General features: G+C 55.7%; 12 protein-coding genes. 8 read left to right on the top strand and 4 right to left on the bottom strand.

Annotation, left to right across the window (positions count from 1 at the left end):
- Nucleotides 1–194: 194 nt before the first annotated feature.
- A complete protein-coding gene (locus tag ACSV5M_RS02795) occupies nucleotides 195–1,175 on the top strand; it encodes an IS110 family transposase (RefSeq protein ID WP_439174014.1) in 981 nt (326 codons plus the stop codon).
- Here the strand turns inward: ACSV5M_RS02795 and ACSV5M_RS02790 are convergent.
- From ACSV5M_RS02790 to ACSV5M_RS02780, 3 genes are all read right to left on the bottom strand, one after another.
- Nucleotides 1,158–2,399, bottom strand: coding sequence for an alpha/beta hydrolase (locus tag ACSV5M_RS02790; protein ID WP_439174013.1), 1,242 nt, complete (start codon nucleotides 2,397–2,399; stop codon nucleotides 1,158–1,160). The two genes, ACSV5M_RS02795 and ACSV5M_RS02790, sit on opposite strands and share 18 nt — an antisense overlap.
- A gap of 18 nt (nucleotides 2,400–2,417) precedes the next feature.
- A complete protein-coding gene (locus tag ACSV5M_RS02785) occupies nucleotides 2,418–3,488 on the bottom strand; it encodes a calcium/sodium antiporter (protein WP_439174012.1) in 1,071 nt (356 codons plus the stop codon).
- Nucleotides 3,489–3,804: 316 nt separating this feature from the next.
- Nucleotides 3,805–4,371 (bottom strand): hypothetical protein, encoded by a 567-nt coding sequence (locus ACSV5M_RS02780; RefSeq protein WP_439174011.1) that lies wholly within the window; start codon nucleotides 4,369–4,371, stop codon nucleotides 3,805–3,807.
- A gap of 306 nt (nucleotides 4,372–4,677) precedes the next feature.
- Here ACSV5M_RS02780 and ACSV5M_RS02775 point away from each other — a divergent pair, with 306 nt between their 5' ends.
- The 4 genes from ACSV5M_RS02775 to ACSV5M_RS02760 all read left to right on the top strand — a co-directional run bounded on the left by ACSV5M_RS02775 (nucleotide 4,678) and on the right by ACSV5M_RS02760 (nucleotide 11,084).
- The gene (locus ACSV5M_RS02775; RefSeq protein WP_439174010.1) at nucleotides 4,678–6,666 is read left to right on the top strand and encodes an AsmA family protein; all 1,989 of its coding nucleotides are present in this window, start codon (nucleotides 4,678–4,680) and stop codon (nucleotides 6,664–6,666) included.
- Between the two features lie 430 nt (nucleotides 6,667–7,096).
- A complete protein-coding gene (locus ACSV5M_RS02770; protein WP_439174008.1) occupies nucleotides 7,097–8,572 on the top strand; it encodes an MFS transporter in 1,476 nt (491 codons plus the stop codon).
- A 7-nt stretch (nucleotides 8,573–8,579) separates the two neighbouring features.
- Nucleotides 8,580–10,298: a protein kinase domain-containing protein gene (locus tag ACSV5M_RS02765; RefSeq protein ID WP_439174007.1), complete on the top strand. Its 1,719-nt coding sequence runs from the start codon at nucleotides 8,580–8,582 to the stop codon at nucleotides 10,296–10,298.
- Nucleotides 10,299–10,649: 351 nt separating this feature from the next.
- A complete protein-coding gene (locus ACSV5M_RS02760) occupies nucleotides 10,650–11,084 on the top strand; it encodes a CopD family protein (protein WP_439174005.1) in 435 nt (144 codons plus the stop codon).
- A gap of 8 nt (nucleotides 11,085–11,092) precedes the next feature.
- On the opposite strand, the gene ACSV5M_RS02755 is transcribed toward ACSV5M_RS02760, so the two are convergent.
- Nucleotides 11,093–11,563, bottom strand: a complete 471-nt coding sequence (locus tag ACSV5M_RS02755; RefSeq protein WP_439174003.1) for a DUF2231 domain-containing protein — start codon at nucleotides 11,561–11,563, stop codon at nucleotides 11,093–11,095.
- On the opposite strand from ACSV5M_RS02755, the gene coxB reads away from it, so the two are divergent.
- Genes coxB through ACSV5M_RS02740 form a run of 3 tightly spaced genes read left to right on the top strand, consistent with a single transcriptional unit; the run spans nucleotide 11,519 to nucleotide 15,211 of the window.
- Nucleotides 11,519–12,370, top strand: a complete 852-nt coding sequence (gene coxB, locus ACSV5M_RS02750; RefSeq protein WP_439174002.1) for a cytochrome c oxidase subunit II — start codon at nucleotides 11,519–11,521, stop codon at nucleotides 12,368–12,370. The two genes, ACSV5M_RS02755 and coxB, sit on opposite strands and share 45 nt — an antisense overlap.
- Complete coding sequence (ctaD, locus tag ACSV5M_RS02745) at nucleotides 12,363–14,876, top strand: cytochrome c oxidase subunit I (protein ID WP_439174001.1); 2,514 nt, start codon at nucleotides 12,363–12,365, stop codon at nucleotides 14,874–14,876. Before coxB ends, ctaD begins: the two co-directional genes overlap by 8 nt.
- A complete protein-coding gene (locus tag ACSV5M_RS02740; protein ID WP_439174000.1) occupies nucleotides 14,873–15,211 on the top strand; it encodes a hypothetical protein in 339 nt (112 codons plus the stop codon). The genes ctaD and ACSV5M_RS02740 overlap by 4 nt, the downstream gene beginning before the upstream one ends.
- Nucleotides 15,212–15,227: the final 16 nt, after the last annotated feature.

The raw sequence follows: 15,227 nt of genomic DNA, 5'->3' as shown, positions 1-15,227 counted from the left end.
CCGACCTTGTATCTCTCTGAAGAAGTTGATTAGCTACCAACTTCAACACCCGAGCCGGGTGAATGCGTATCCGACCTGAGGGAAGCACCCTGTGCTGTAGATAGCATCCCCGGCTTGTTCTTCGATGAAAAATTGAATGGTATCCGAGCGCCTGATGTATCAGTGACGCTGCATAGACAAGGGTAATTTCAGAGATGACGAGTATCGTTGGTATTGATGTCAGTAAAGCTAAGATGGATGTGTTGTGGCTCAAAGACCGTGAGAGCGGCAAGGTTAAATCGAAAGTCTTCCCCAATGATCGCGCCGGCCATATGGCCCTGGTCGCCTGGCTTGATAAACATATTGCCCAACCACGGGAAGATATCCAGGTGGTGATGGAAGCCACCGGGGTTTATCACGAAGCGCTGGCCTACTGGCTATTTGAGCAAGGATTAAAGGTGAGTGTGGTGAATCCGGCCTATGTGCGCGACTTTGCCCGGAGCCTGGGCAGTGTTCACAAGACGGACAAGAAAGACAGTTTTGTTCTGGCGTTATACGGGGTGCAAACTTGTCCGGGTTTATGGCAGCCGGAACCGCAAAGCATTCGGGAATTGAAGGCCCTGCTGGCCCGGTTAGAGGCACTGGAGACGGATTTGCAGCGGGAATTAAATCGTCAGGAAAAGGCGCAGATCAGCCAGGCCTCAACGATTGTTCTGGAATCATTGGGCAAGATGATTGTGGAATTACAACGGGAGCGGGATCGGGTGGATCAGGAGATAGACGACCACATTGACCGTCACCCGGATTTGAAAAATGACGTGGCGTTGCTAAAAAGTATTCCCGGTGTAGGCCGGGTGGTATCGCGTCTGATGCTGTCGGTCATCCGCAGCCGGGACTTCAAGGCAGCGAGTGAGTGCGCGGCGTTTGTCGGGGTTATTCCCGCTCTGCGTGAATCGGGTATCTTGCGTGGGCGCAGCTTTCTGAGCAAGAAAGGCTCGCCGAAGGTGCGGGCGAAATTGTATATGGCGGCCATTGTAGCGGGTCAATATAACCCCACGATCAAAGCGCAACAGGACCGCCTGATCCGCAACGGCAAAACCAAAATGCAGGCACTAGGGGCGGCGATGCGTAAGCTGGTGCACCTGTGTTTCGGTGTGCTCAAGCATCAAACAGCATACTCACCACAAGCGGCCTGATGGGTTGCTTGTGGTGGTATCGGAGAGATGGTATCTACGGTGGGTTTTGTAGCAATGACGCAGGAATTTTTCGATTGCGTGGATGGTGAATTCGGTGCGCACGCTGTGAAATAAATCAAAGCCGTGTTCTGCACCTTCCAATTCGGCATAGACGACTGGTGCGAGTGACGTCTGGCGCAATTCCTCAACAAATTCCCGTGCATCTTCAACAAACACCAGGCTGTCGGTGGTGCCGTGAATCACAAACACCGGCGGCGCGTTATCAATAATCTGGTGGCGCGGTGAGGCGATGCGCAAAATATCCGGCGTGGCCGGCATAATCTTTTTCTGCAGGAAACGGCCAACCAAACCGGACCAGGTGTGGGAATCTTCGGTGAGGTCATACACACCATAAAGCGACACCACCGCCTGCACGCGGCTGTCGGCCTTAGCGTCCCATTGAAATTCCGGATGGTCCGCCGTCAATGCCGCCAGCATACCCAGGTGCGCGCCGGCGGATTCGCCAGCCAATGCGATAAATTGGGGATCACCACCATAGTCAGCGATATGTTGCTTCACCCAGGTGATCGCAGTTTTTACATCCTGCAAACAATGGGGATAGGGATGGCGGGGCGCAAGCCGGTAATTAATATCCACACATAACCAACCCTGCTGGGCGAGATGATGGAGCAAGGGTTGGGCCTGCTGGTGTTTGTGGCCGAGCATCCACCCACCGCCGTGCACCTGGATAAGTACCGGTTTTGGTGCGGCATTATTCAGCGTTGCGGGGCGATAGATGTCCAACTGATGACGCGAATGCGGACCGTAGGCAATATCGCGCAAATGCTCAACACCTGGTCGATGATAATGAAAAGGCTTGAGCCAATTCCGCCGTTGGATAATCGAAGGCGCGATCATTTCTGAGCCATCCAGGCCGGGCAAACTTTTGTGCAGCGCGTTGCGCAAGGATTCATCCGCGCGCCGGGTTTTGCAATGCAAATCGTACCAGCCCCACAATGTCAGTGCTGACAGCATCAAGGCAATGCCATTTTCAACAGCGAGCGGTTCGACAAAAAACAGCAGGAGAAACGTAAGAGAAAGTTGGAGCAGGGCTGCTGCCCAGGGTAATTCACTGGGCAGCAGACTGAGAAAAAACCAGATGATTCTGATGATGCCATTGCGAGGAGAACGATAACGGGCTATCAGCAACAATACCAACATCGCCATGCTGAAGCTTAATAGCATATCTCTCCCTCAATAGGTTTAACCTCGCGCGCGGCGCTGGCGAATATCATGGATAAAGGCAATCACCACATACAATACAACAACCGGCAAAAGCCCGTAGAGGATGCCGTTTTGCAAGGTATTGAGATAGGGTTGCGACAAGGCCATCGCCACCAGATACCAAACGTAAGCCACATAGAGCGCAAGAAATAACAAACCCTCAATACGGTGCAGGATAGCGCCGATAAAAAACAACGGCACACACAACACAGCAACACCGACCATCACCGGGATATCAATAGTAGCCAACTGTTCACCGGCCAACAGCGGCGTCGGTGACACCAGGCCCGATAAACCCAACACGCACAGAATATTAAAAATATTACTGCCCACCACATTGCCCACGGCGATATCGCGTTGACCTTTGAGGGTGGCCACCACCGATGTGACCACCTCAGGCAAGGAAGTTCCCGCTGCCACAATGGTCAAACCAATCACCGCTTCGTTTACACCCCAGGCCGTGGCAATTTCTACCGCACTCTGCACCAGCCAACGCGCGCCCCACACCAACAAGGCCAGGCCGCCGACAACCATCAGGATATTTTTCCAGGCTGGTACCGGCACCTTGAGCATTTCTTCCACTTCTTCGTCAGAAACATCGGCGCCTTTTTTCTTGCCCTGGAAAAATAAAAAGGCGGTGTAAGCCAAGAGGCCCAGCGCCAGGACGCCGGCTTCCCATTTATTGATATTGCCGTTGAGTGTCATGACCATGGCCACTATCGACACCACGACCATGATAGGGACGTCCTGGCGAATTAATTGTTTGGAGATAATCAGTGGCGAAACAACCGCGGCAACACCGAGGATAAACAGCACGTTAAAAATGTTACTGCCCACCGCGTTGGCAATGGCCAGTTCCGCCTGACCGGAAAAAGCCGCTTTAATACTCACCGCCAATTCCGGCGCGCTGGTGCCGAAGGCCACTACGGTTAAACCAATCACCAACGCAGGTACACCGAAGTTGGCGGCGAGCCGCGCTGCGCCTTTAACCAATAGATCTGCACCGATAACCAGTAACACCAAACCGGCAGCCAGGAATAACCACGTCATGTTTGAAACTCCAATAAAAAAGATGGGCGCTAATGTAGCGAATTTGGTGGCGGGAATATAGCGGGGGGTGTTTTTATTTTTGGGGTTATGGAGAGTGTGGGTGCCGTGGCAAGTGTGGTGTCGGATTACGCCGCTGTGCGGCTAATTCGACCTACGGGTGCAAAGATGTGATGGTGCGATGGTGCGATGGTGCGATGGTGCGATGGTGCGATGGTGCGATGGTGCGATGGTGCGATGGTGCGATGGTGCGATTATGTAGGTCGAATTAGCGGCGTGCAACGCCGCGTAATCCGACAAACCATTTCCAAAACACCCATCAATCTGCTGTACGACTTTCGTCATCGTCCATCAAATAATCTTCATCCGCTTCCGGTAGCGATTCCAAGGGTTCATCGGCATCACCATCCCAGGGTTTTTTATCCAGGGGATCACGGCGTGCCAGCTCCGCCTCGTCAAAACCATGGCCGCCACCAATGTCATATTTCTCGGTCAGATCCCACTCTACCGGTTGATCGCCGCCGGGTTCCCTCGGTGACCGGGCACCGTCTTCTGCTACCAGATTTTCCGGTGTTAAATCGTCACGGGTAGAATCGTCATCCGGCGCAGCGGCACCGGTTAATCCGGCTTCGCGCGCGCGTTCGGCGGCGCGATAATGTTGAACGTCGGCAGGCTCCGGCGTATCACCCGCCCGACTGGGACGCTCTTCCTCTTCAAAATCCAGTTCATCCACTTCAGCGGGACGATTGTTGTCATCGAGCGATTGCGTCTGGATCTGTTGATCCTGTTGTTGCCGGTGATCTTTTTGTGGCGAGTGGTCATTCTGCTGATTGACACCTTGGTTCATTTCCTGACTCATACCATCGTTGCGCATCGATTGCTTCATGGTGATCCTCCTGATTATTTCATCGCGTTATATAAATTGACGAACAGCGGGCTAAATAATTCCCGGCCTCTGCGTGCCCTCATAGACTTTTGTCGTACTCACGACCAGCTTCACGATAGTCCCTTGAAATCACAGTAGATTCACGCGCGCTGCGCGTTAACAGAGTGTGGTGTCGCACAGAGGCGCGCTGGCATTATTGTCACCATGAAGGTTGTCATCATGACGTCGCAAAACTGTCATCATTTGGCCATCCGCATTTTTTCGGTGCATTTTTAAGGATCAAGGTTAAGGATCAGGCGAGGCAGTATGTCTACCCATTTTCTGCGTCAACATAAACTTCTGGCAGCGCTTGGCCTGGTGGCCGGCGTGCTGTTGTTGGCGATCATACTGATCATCATTTTTTCCGAACCTATCGTCCGGTCACTCACCGAAAACCAGGGCAGCAAACGGCTCGGGCGCGAACTGGTTATCGCAGGCGAACTGAATATCGACTGGCATTTCACCCACACCGATGTCTATGCCGAAGATATTCGCCTCGCTAATGCACCCGGTTATCCGGATGAACATATGGCGAGTATTGAAACGCTGGACTTCAGCTTCAAGCCGCTGAAATTATTGCTGGGAAGATTGGAATTCGGCGATATTTTATTGGTAAAGCCGCGCCTGATCCTCGAAAAAAAATCAGCTGATGAAAACAACTGGCAGTTTCCCGCACTATCCACCGCCAACGCAGCACAGGAAGCCGTCGAACCGGATGACCGCCACGATTTTCCGTTAATCGGGATGCTGGAATTGCGCGATGGGCAGGTCATTTATCGCGATCACACCAAAGGACTTACGCTGGACCTGGCATTGGATACCGTGGTGGGCGAAGGCGGAGAAAGCGAAAACACCGCGACCGACAGACAATTTACCATCACCGGTACCGGCAGCATCCAGGACGAAGCATTTGAGCTGGAAGCGTCTGGTGAATCGCTCGAAACCCTGCGCGATTCAACGCGCGATTACCCGCTGACATTGCGGGTAACCATGGGCAATACCGAGGTCGTGGTCGACGGAAAATTTCGCGATCCGATTAAGCTGACCGGTGTTGATGCCTCGCTGAATATATCGGGCAATAACATGGCCAATCTGTTTTATCTCACCGCTATTCCATTGCCGCCCACACCACCTTATAGCCTCGCCGGTCAACTCACTAAAAAAGACGGCGTGTGGGGCTATGAAAAATTTAACGGTGAAGTCGGTGGCAGTGATCTCTCCGGCGATCTCACTTACGACACGCGCGGTGAACGGGGTTTTTTAAAAGCGAGCCTGACTTCGAGCTTACTCGACAGCCAGGACCTCGGTGGTTTTATCGGTTTACCGCCGTCCGGCAAAGAAGCCTCGCCCGAACAACAGCAAGCGGCGGCCGAGAAAGAAGCAAGCCCCAATCTGATTCCCGACGTGCCCTTAAGTGTTGAACGTTTGCGCGGCACCGACCTGGATGTCACCCTGCATGCCGCACGTATCGAAGCACCCAACCTGCCCTTCAAAGGGATGGATGTGCGGTTTGATTTGCAGGATGGTTTGTTAAAACTGGATCCCGTAAAAGTCGTACTGGCCGACGGCACCATTGATGGCGCGATCGAAGTCGACGCCCAACAGGATGTGCCGCCAATGAAACTGGACCTTAACCTGCGCAACCTGAGCCTCGCCCAATTTTTTGCCGGCACCCGTTTTGCCGATACGACCGAAGGTGTATTCGGTGGTCAAATTACCCTTGCCGGTGAAGGCGCTTCACTTGCCGATGTATTGACGAGCAGTAATGGTGACCTGGCGATTGTCATGACCGGCGGAAAGATCAGTTTGTTATTGATGGAAGCTTCGGATCTCGATATCGGCCAGGCCCTGCCATTGTTTCTGGGCGAGGATAAATCCACACGCATTCGTTGCGGCCTTGCCGACTTTACGATGGAGGAAGGGTTGCTGACGTCCGACGTTGTGTTGTTGGATACCGATGATTCACTGCTGGTCGGCAATATGACTATCGATATGGAAGACGAAGTCATCAATGCCAAGCTGGATGCAAAACCCAAGGACAACAGTTTGCTGGCCCTGCGCGTGCCGGTGGTGGTATCGGGCCGGTTAAAAGAACCGGAAGTTGGCCTGGATGCTGAACGCACCTTATCGCGCGGCGCAGCTGCCGTAGCCTTGGGAACCCTGTTATCGCCCTTCGCGGCGATCCTGCCTTTTATCGAAAGCGGCGATGCCGAAAACACCAACTGCCGCAACCTCCTCAACCGTAGGTCGGATTAGCGCAAGCGTAATCCGACATCCATCTTCACAAACGCTTTCTTATAAACAGGATTGTCGGATTACGCTTGCGCTAATCCGACCTACGGAAATTATTGAATGTTGATGGCGCAGGGTTGGTGTGGTGACGGTTTAGGCTGTGCTAACCCAACCAGCATTTTGAGCACCAAATAAGTTCACCGTGCTTTTATTTAGGGCGAAACTTGTTTTGTTCCCGCGATACCTGCCGCCAAATATGCGGCAAAAGCGGTCTAATTTCTTGATTCTTCATGAAACCTCACTCTGGCATAAGCATTGCTAAATCAAAAACGCCACACAAGAGCGCACAATATGAAAACCGTTATCCCTTGCGCTCATTTTGTGGCAAAAATCGTGACCCAAATTTGAACACCGGCCGACGCCGTCCGCCGACTTGCCCAATGGATGATGTTTCATGAGCCCCGCTAAATTGAATCTGCTCGACCTGTCGCAACCTTCCATCCGCATTCTGCATTTGTCCTGGTTTGCGTTTTTCCTGACCTTCATGATCTGGTTCAACCTGGCGCCGCTCAAGCCGCTGATCATGGAAGCCTTTGCCATGACAGAAGCGCAGTGGAAAGCCTTGTTGATCATGAACATTGCGTTGACCATTCCGGCGCGGATTGTGATCGGAATCCTGGTGGATAAATTCGGGCCACGCGCTATTTACAGTGGTTTATTGGTCGCGTCCGGTTTGTTGTGTCTGGCATTTGCCAGTGCACAATCCTTTGAACAACTGGCGCTGTTTCGTTTCCTGTTGGGGTTTGTCGGCGCAGGTTTTGTCATCGGTATTCGTCTGGTGGGTGAATGGTTTCCTGCACGGCAGGTGGGTCTGGCGGAAGGCATTTATGGCGGTTGGGGTAATTTCGGTGCGGCAGCAGCTGCTTTTCTGGTGCCGCTGTTAGCCTTGACGATCTTCGGTGGCCAATTCGGTTGGCGTTATGCCATCGGCACCACCGGCGTGCTCGCCATGCTCTTTGGTGGATTTTTTTATTACGCCGCGCGCAACACCCCCAAGGGCTCCACCTATTTCAAACCCAAAAAATCCGGCGGCCTGGAAGTCACCAGCAAAAAAGATTTCTGGTTTTATGTGGCGATGAATGTACCCATGTATGTTGTACTGGCGATCCTCGCCTGGAAATTATCGCCCCATGAATTGGGCTTATTAAGTTACACCACCAGTTATGTGCTCTACGGTGTTTTGCTGGCGTTATTTTTATTTCAATTTTCACAAATTTATCGCGTCAACAAAGACATGCTGAAAAACGGCGCGCCGCAGCACGATAAATATGAATTCAAACAAGTGGCGATTTTAAACTGGGCGTACTTTGTGACCTTCGGTTCCGAGTTGGCGGTGGTGTCGGTATTGCCCGCGTTTTTTCTGGAAACCTTTACCAATTTGTCATTGGCGCAGGCGAGTATGCTGGGTGGTTCGTTTGCGATTATGAATCTGGTGGCGCGCCCCGGTGGCGGTTGGTTCAGTGACCGCTTCGGGCGCCGCCGTTCCATGTCGATTATCCTCGCCGGTGTGGCGGTCGGTTATTTATTGATGTCACAAATCACCGCGACCTGGCCGTTATTTTTTGCGTTCGCGGCGGTGATTATTTGTTCGCTGTTTGTACAAGCTGGTTGCGGCGCGGTATTTGCGATGGTGCCTTTGGTCAAGCGGCGTATGACGGGCCAGATTGCAGGCATGACCGGTGCTTATGGTAATGTGGGTGGCGTGACCTTTTTGACGGTATACAGTTTTGTGGATATCGGTACTTTCTTTTTGATTATCACGGCAACGGCAATTACGGTGCTCGGGTTTGTGCAATTTTTAAAAGAACCGCAAGGGCATATGACGGAAGTAATGGCGGATGGGAGTGTGCAGCAGATTGAGTTGACCTAAGCAATTTATGGAACATTTGCAGTCGGCGTTGCAGATTCGGTTTGCGCAGCGCAGTGAGGCGGGACGCAAACCGGAGAATCAGGATACGGTAGGCGCACGCCTGCCGGACGGCGCCGCACTGACCAGCAAAGGCATCGCCATCGCAATTGCCGATGGCGTCAGCAGCAGTGAAGCGGCGCGCGAGGCAAGCCAGACGGCCATCACCGGTTTTCTTACCGACTATTACGCCACGCCGGACACCTGGCGCACGCAGCAATCGGCGGTGCGCGTGATTCAATCGCTCAACAGCAGTTTGTGGGGCCGCAGCCAGAACAGCGTGTATGGCGAAGGCTATCTCAGTACCTTTTCGGCGCTGATTCTCAAAGGCGACAGCGGTTTTATTTTTCATGTGGGTGACACGCGCGTGTATCGCCTGCGCGATGGTTCGCTCGAACCACTTACCCGCGACCACACCCAACGCATTGATCGCACCACGAATTATTTAAGCCGCGCGCTGGGTGCTGATCCGTCATTGGAGATTGATATGCACACCGTGGAATTGCAGGTGGGCGACTTGTTTATCCTGACCTGCGACGGCATCCACGAGGCGATTCCCACCAACGAATTTTCCGCGTTGATTCAGCAACACCGCGATGACCTTGAGCACTTGTGCAGCGCGGCTATCGCGGCAGCCCTGCAACACAACAGTGATGACAACCTCAGCATTCAGGTGGCGTGTATCGAGCAACTGGGCAGCGCCAGCCAGACAGATGCGATGCAGGTGTTGTCGCGCTTGCCGTTTCCGCCCTTGTTATCACCCGGCCAGCAAATCGATGGGCTGACGGTGAAAAAAATCCTGCACGAATCCAATCGCAGTCAGGTGTATCTGGTCAGCGATGAAAAAAATCAGTTGCTGGTGATGAAGACGCCTTCGGTAATTTTTCAGGATGACCCCGCGTACATCGAACGCTTTGCCTTGGAATCCTGGGTTGGTGCGCGCATTCAAAGCCCGCACGTCGCGCGCGTGGTAACACCGCCAGCGGCGCGCTCCTGTTTGTATTACCTCACCGAATATATTCCCGGCCCGACGCTCACGCAGTTGTTAAAAGAGCGCGGCACCCTGGCAATCAGTGATGCGGTGGAATTAACCGAACATCTGGCGCGTGGCATCCGTGCCTTTCATCGCAAGGAAACCCTGCACCAGGATTTAAAACCGGACAACATCGTCATCAGCAGCAAGGGCGCCATGATTGTGGATTTCGGTTCCTGTTGGGTGGCGGGCATCCAGGAGATGGGCGCGCCGTTTCTGCGCGACAAGATTCTCGGCACCCTCGATTATTCCGCACCGGAATACCGCTACGGCGGCAAGGTCGGGCCGCGTTCGGATCAGTTTTCGCTGGCGGTGTTGCTGTACGAAATGCTCACCGGCAAGTTGCCCTACGGCAACCAGTACAGCAAGGCGATGGACCTGAAAAGTTTTCAGCGCCTGACTTATACCTCCGCCATGCAATACAACCCGCTGGTGCCCAACTGGCTGGACCAGGCGCTGGAAAAAGCGCTGGATATCCATCCCAACGGTCGTTATGAAGCGCTGTCCGAATGGTTGCAGGATATCAAGCGACCTAACCCCGCCTGGCTTACGGCCAAGCAAAAGCCGCTGATGGAACGGCACCCTGAACGGGTGTGGAAGTGGATTGCGTTAGTGGGGTGGGGCTTGGCTTTGGTGATGGCGTATCTCTATTTTTAACGGTGGTGTCGGATTACGGCGCTGACGCGCCTAATGCGACCTACGAGAGCGAATTCCCTGTCGGATTACGGCGCGGTGCGCCTAATGCGACCTACGGGCGACATTGGCGATATTCATGTAGGTCGGATTAGCGTTAGCGTAATCCGACATGTTTCCTTGCCCGGTTGTCGGATTACGCTGCGCTAATCCGACCTACGTATACCCTCCACATCGCATCTGCATCCAGCACCGCACCTATGTCACCCATCGCACTGAGTTTCACCAGAGCCTATTAGATACTGCGGACGCCGGCGGCGGCTTCTGCGCGCCATTTCCGTGTAATCACAGGACTTTAAGGGAGATGGCATCCTGATGCTTTGGTTTCTCGTGCTGCATATCATCGCACTGCTGTTCTGGTGTGCAGCCCTGCTGTACCTGCCGGCATTAATTGCATCCAATACCCGCGAAAAACTGGATATCCGCGAGTTGCGTTATGAACACAATGCCGTCGCCCGGTACGTGTTTGTGCGTATCGCAACACCGGCGGCGCTGCTGGCGATCATTGCCGGCACCCTCGTGTTTCTGATCAACCGCACGATAGAGGTCTGGTTGATTGCCAAGTTAACGCTCGTCACAGGCCTGGTGATCTGCCACGCCTTTAGCGGGCTGCTGATCCTGCGCGCAGAGCATCAGAGCGAGCGGCGCGTTCATTTCTGGTGTTGCCTGCTGGGCAGCATCCTCTGTGTATTGATGACCTTGATTGTGTGGATGGTGCTCGCCAAACCCATGCGGGGAGAATGGGTGTGAATCAGCCCTTACAACAGCCCCGGCGGCTCCTCGACCTCAACCCCTACGGCGTGTTCGTACACCAGGCGTCCGCCCAGGTAACTGGCGCTGGCGATCAGCACACCGGTGAGGAACGACAAATACACCCCCCATGGCAGGATGTTTACATCCGCGGCGTCCAGGCGGAACAGCCAGTTGAGCGAGGCAAGGGACAACAGCATCACCGCCAGGATCGCGTGGCACCAGGCGGTGATCAGGCGGCGGATCTGACTCACGCTGAGCAGATCAATCAAACCCGCAAAACCGGAAACCCAGCCACCCAATGCACCGATGCCAGCCAACCAGAGGCTGGCGCGAGCCCAGAAATAATCACCGCTGACGATGTACGCCAGGTCGGTGGCAATCAGCCCCAACAGGGCCGCCACCGGAAAGTGGATCAGCATCGGGTGAATCGGATGACCGCGAATGGCCATGCGACTGTTGATGGCTTCGAGCGCCATGGGTTGCCTCCTGCGGCGAAAAAGTTGGCGGAACAGATGCTGGCCATCCTAGCGCGCGACGCGGCGCCCACTCCGTGCGCCAGCATCCACTGGCTCGCAGCCGCTTGCCCAGGCGTCGCCGGAAGGGCCGGGCTGGCACTTACCGGCCTCTGCCTGACAGCCTGTTCCGGCCCTTATTCTGCCCTCGATCCGGCCAGCGGTAGTGCTCAGGCGGTGGCCATCTTGTGGTGGAGCATGTTTGCCTTCGCGGCGCTGGTGTTGCTATGCGTGCTCGGCTCCTGGCTTTATGCGATCCGTCGCACCGGCGAGCCGGGTAACGACCCGGACGAACAGCGGGCGCAACGCCGCTGGATTATCGGCGGCGGTCTGGTGCTACCCACGGCGAGCATCGTGATGTTGCTGGCTTTCGGCATCCCTATCGGCCACCGCATGTTGCCGCTACCACCGGAAACCGGCGAAGCGCTGGTGATTGAGGTAACCGGCCACCAGTGGTGGTGGGAGGTGCGCTATCCCGACACCGGCATCAGCCTGCGCAACGAAATTCATATTCCCGTCGGCCAACCGGTGGATATCCATCTCACCACCGCCGACGTGATTCATGCCTTTTGGGTGCCACGTCTGGGTGGCAAGCTCGACACCATCCCCGGCCGCACCAATGTGCTGCGCCTGCAAGCGGACCGCCCCGGCAGCTATCGCGGCCAGTGCGCCGAATTCTGCGGGGTGAACCACGCCCATATGCAATTTACTGTCGAAGCCCATCCCACAGAGGCGTTCGACCAATGGCTGGAGGCCCGTACCCGTGACTGAGAAACGTGTATCGACGGAAGAGCTTGATCGCCGCTTGGCCCGGATTTGGGACAACCCGCCCGGCTGGGGCACGTTATCGGCGGTAAACCACACCACCGTGGGGCTGCGTTTTATCGTCACTGGCATTGTGTTCTTCCTGATCGGCGGCGTGCTGGCGATGATCCTGCGCACCCAACTGGCGCTACCCAACCAGAACATCGTCAGTGCCGACACCTATAACCAGATCTTCACCATGCACGGCACGGTGATGATGTTCCTGTTCGCCATCCCGGTGCTGGAGGGGCTGGCGATGTACATGATCCCCAAGATGCTCGGCGCACGGGATCTGGTGTTTCCGCGCATCAGCTCGCTGGGTTACTACTGCTATCTGTTCGGCGGTGTAATCATCCTATCCAGCCTGGTGCTGGAGATGGCGCCGGATGCGGGCTGGTTTATGTATACCCCGTTGAGCGACAAGAATTTCTCTCCCGGCAAAGGGCCGGATTTCTGGCTGCTGGGCATCACCTTTGTGGAGATCTCGGCCATGTCTGCGGGCATCGAACTGGTGGTGTCGATCCTGCGCACCCGGGCGCCGGGCATGACCCTGGGCAAGATGCCGATCTTCGCCTGGTACATCCTCGCCATGTCGCTGATGATCATCTTCGGCTTCCCGCCCCTGATCCTTGCCAGCATCCTGCTGGAGCTGGAACGGGCAGCGGGCTTTGCGTTCTTCGATGTGAGTCGCGGTGGCGACCCTTTGCTCTGGCAGCATTTGTTCTGGCTGTTCGGCCACCCGGAGGTGTACATCATCTTCCTGCCAGCGGCGGGCATCGTCTCGACCCTGATCCCGGTATTTGCCCGGCGGCCTCTGGTGGGTTACCGCTGGATCGTACTGGCCATCATCCTGATGGGCTTTATCAGCTTCGGCCTGTGGGTCCACCACATGTTTACCGTGGGCATTCCGCATCTCGCCCAGGCATTTTTCTCGGTGGCCAGCATGCTGGTGGCCATCCCCACCGCGATCCAGATCTTCGCCTGGCTGGCCACGCTATGGAGCGGGCGGGTGGTGTTTGCCCTGCCGATGTTGTGGATCATCGGCTTCCTGGTGATCTTCGTTGCCGGCGGTCTGACCGGCGTGATGCTGGCGCTGGTGCCGTTTAACTGGCAGGTGCACGACACCCATTTTGTGGTGGCTCATATGCACTATGTGCTGGTGGGCGGGATGCTGTTTCCGCTGATTGCCGGGTTTTATTACTGGCTGCCGCACCTGTCCGGGCGGATGCCTTCGGAGAAACTGGGACGCTGGGGCTTCTGGCTGACCTTTATCGGCTTCAACGCCACCTTCCTGCTGATGCACGTCACCGGCCTGATGGGCATGCCGCGCCGGATTTACACCTACGATACCGGGTTGGGCTGGGACTGGCTGAACCTCTTGTCATCGGTAGGCGGGTTTGTGATGGCAGCTGGGATTGCCATGATCCTGGTGGATATCGCCCTGCATTTTCGCTTCGGTCGTAAAGCCGAACCCAACCCCTGGGGTGCGGATACCCTGGAGTGGGCCATCTCTATGCCGCCCAGTTCCTACAACTTCGCCAGCATCCCGGAGGCGCACACCCGCCACCCGCTGTGGGATCACCCGGATTTACCGCGCACGATTCCTGCCGGTGAGCATCATCTGGCCACCTTTGAACATGGGCGGCGCGAAACCTGCGGTATTGACGCCATCACCGGCAAGATGAAAGAGATCGTACACCTGCCCACCAACTCCTGGCTGCCCTTGCAGGTGGCGCTCATCCTGGCGGTGCTATGCCTCAGCTTGTTAGTAGGCGCTTACACACTCGCGTTGGTGGCGGTGATTGGTGCGCTGGTGTTTATCCTGCGCTGGAGCTGGCATAACGGCGCGCATCCGGTCGCGGAGCCGGTACGTGCTGACGACCCGACAGACCCACCCTTACATTCGCGTACCACTAACGGCCCCGGCCTGTGGGGCATGGTGGTGAGCTTGATGGCAAACGGCGCGCTCTACCTGTCGCTCGTGTTCGGTTGGTTTTACCTGTGGACGGTTGCGCCTAACTGGTCCGTCCCGGCAGAAAACCCGGTCGCCTGGCTGCCGCTGCTGATCAGTGGCAGCTTACTCACTCTTGCCACCTGGTGGTTTAACCGACTCACGGCGCGGTTGAGCCGTGGCCAGGCAGGAGGACTGGAAAACGGGTTATGGCTGGCGGCATTCCTGAGTCTGTTACATGTGGGCAGCCTGCTGTGGGTATTGCTGGCGGCGGCCCTGCAACCCCTGCGCCTAGCCCACGATGCGGTGCTGTTGGTGATGCTGATTTACCTGATGATCCACAGCGGCCTGTTGCCGATCCTCACGGCCATGCAGGCCCTGCGGGTCCGCCTGGGTTATGTGGGTGCCGGGCTGCCCTATGAACCGGTGGTGCTGCGTCCTTTCTGGATTTACTCCCTGGGTATCTTCTGGGCGAGCTGCGCGGCCTTTCTTTTACTTCCCGTCAGTTGGGGAGGTGCATGATGCATGTGATTGTTCATCCCATTCAGATGGCCATGGGCTTCATCATCTGGAGCGTCTGGTTTGTTGTGGTGTACGGCGGTATGTCGGTGGCCTGTGCGGTGTCGCCCCCCTCGGTGAGGCAGGGCAATGTCACCTGGATCAACGCGGTGCTGCTGGGCATTACTCTCTTTACCACCTTGTTCCTGCTCGGCCTGGCTTACCGCTGCTGGCGAGCGCGGCCCACTACCGATAACCGCCAGTTTGTGGTGTGGGTCGCCTTTGCCGGTTACCTCACCGCCGCTATCGCCACCTTTGCGGTCGGCCTGCCGATCCTGGGCTTGCCCCCGTGCTTGTAACGCGGGCCCTGGCCTG

Source organism: Cellvibrio sp. ARAG 10.3, from assembly GCF_051846955.1.
Taxonomy (GTDB): domain Bacteria; phylum Pseudomonadota; class Gammaproteobacteria; order Pseudomonadales; family Cellvibrionaceae; genus Cellvibrio.
Note: the sequence above shows the minus strand (reverse complement) of the source record. Positions and strands in the feature narration are given on the sequence as shown.

Bases quoted from the DNA above. Each gene is read 5' to 3' on its own strand.
- ACSV5M_RS02795 (WP_439174014.1), top strand. From the start codon at position 195: ATGACGAGTATCGTTGGTATTGATGTCAGTAAAGCTAAGATGGATGTG.
- ACSV5M_RS02790 (WP_439174013.1), bottom strand. From the start codon at position 2,399: ATGCTATTAAGCTTCAGCATGGCGATGTTGGTATTGTTGCTGATAGCC.
- ACSV5M_RS02785 (WP_439174012.1), bottom strand. From the start codon at position 3,488: ATGACGTGGTTATTCCTGGCTGCCGGTTTGGTGTTACTGGTTATCGGT.
- ACSV5M_RS02780 (WP_439174011.1), bottom strand. From the start codon at position 4,371: ATGAAGCAATCGATGCGCAACGATGGTATGAGTCAGGAAATGAACCAA.
- ACSV5M_RS02775 (WP_439174010.1), top strand. From the start codon at position 4,678: ATGTCTACCCATTTTCTGCGTCAACATAAACTTCTGGCAGCGCTTGGC.
- ACSV5M_RS02770 (WP_439174008.1), top strand. From the start codon at position 7,097: ATGAGCCCCGCTAAATTGAATCTGCTCGACCTGTCGCAACCTTCCATC.
- ACSV5M_RS02765 (WP_439174007.1), top strand. From the start codon at position 8,580: ATGGAACATTTGCAGTCGGCGTTGCAGATTCGGTTTGCGCAGCGCAGT.
- ACSV5M_RS02760 (WP_439174005.1), top strand. From the start codon at position 10,650: ATGCTTTGGTTTCTCGTGCTGCATATCATCGCACTGCTGTTCTGGTGT.
- coxB (WP_439174002.1), top strand. From the start codon at position 11,519: ATGACCGCGAATGGCCATGCGACTGTTGATGGCTTCGAGCGCCATGGG.
- ACSV5M_RS02755 (WP_439174003.1), bottom strand. From the start codon at position 11,563: ATGGCGCTCGAAGCCATCAACAGTCGCATGGCCATTCGCGGTCATCCG.
- ACSV5M_RS02740 (WP_439174000.1), top strand. From the start codon at position 14,873: ATGATGCATGTGATTGTTCATCCCATTCAGATGGCCATGGGCTTCATC.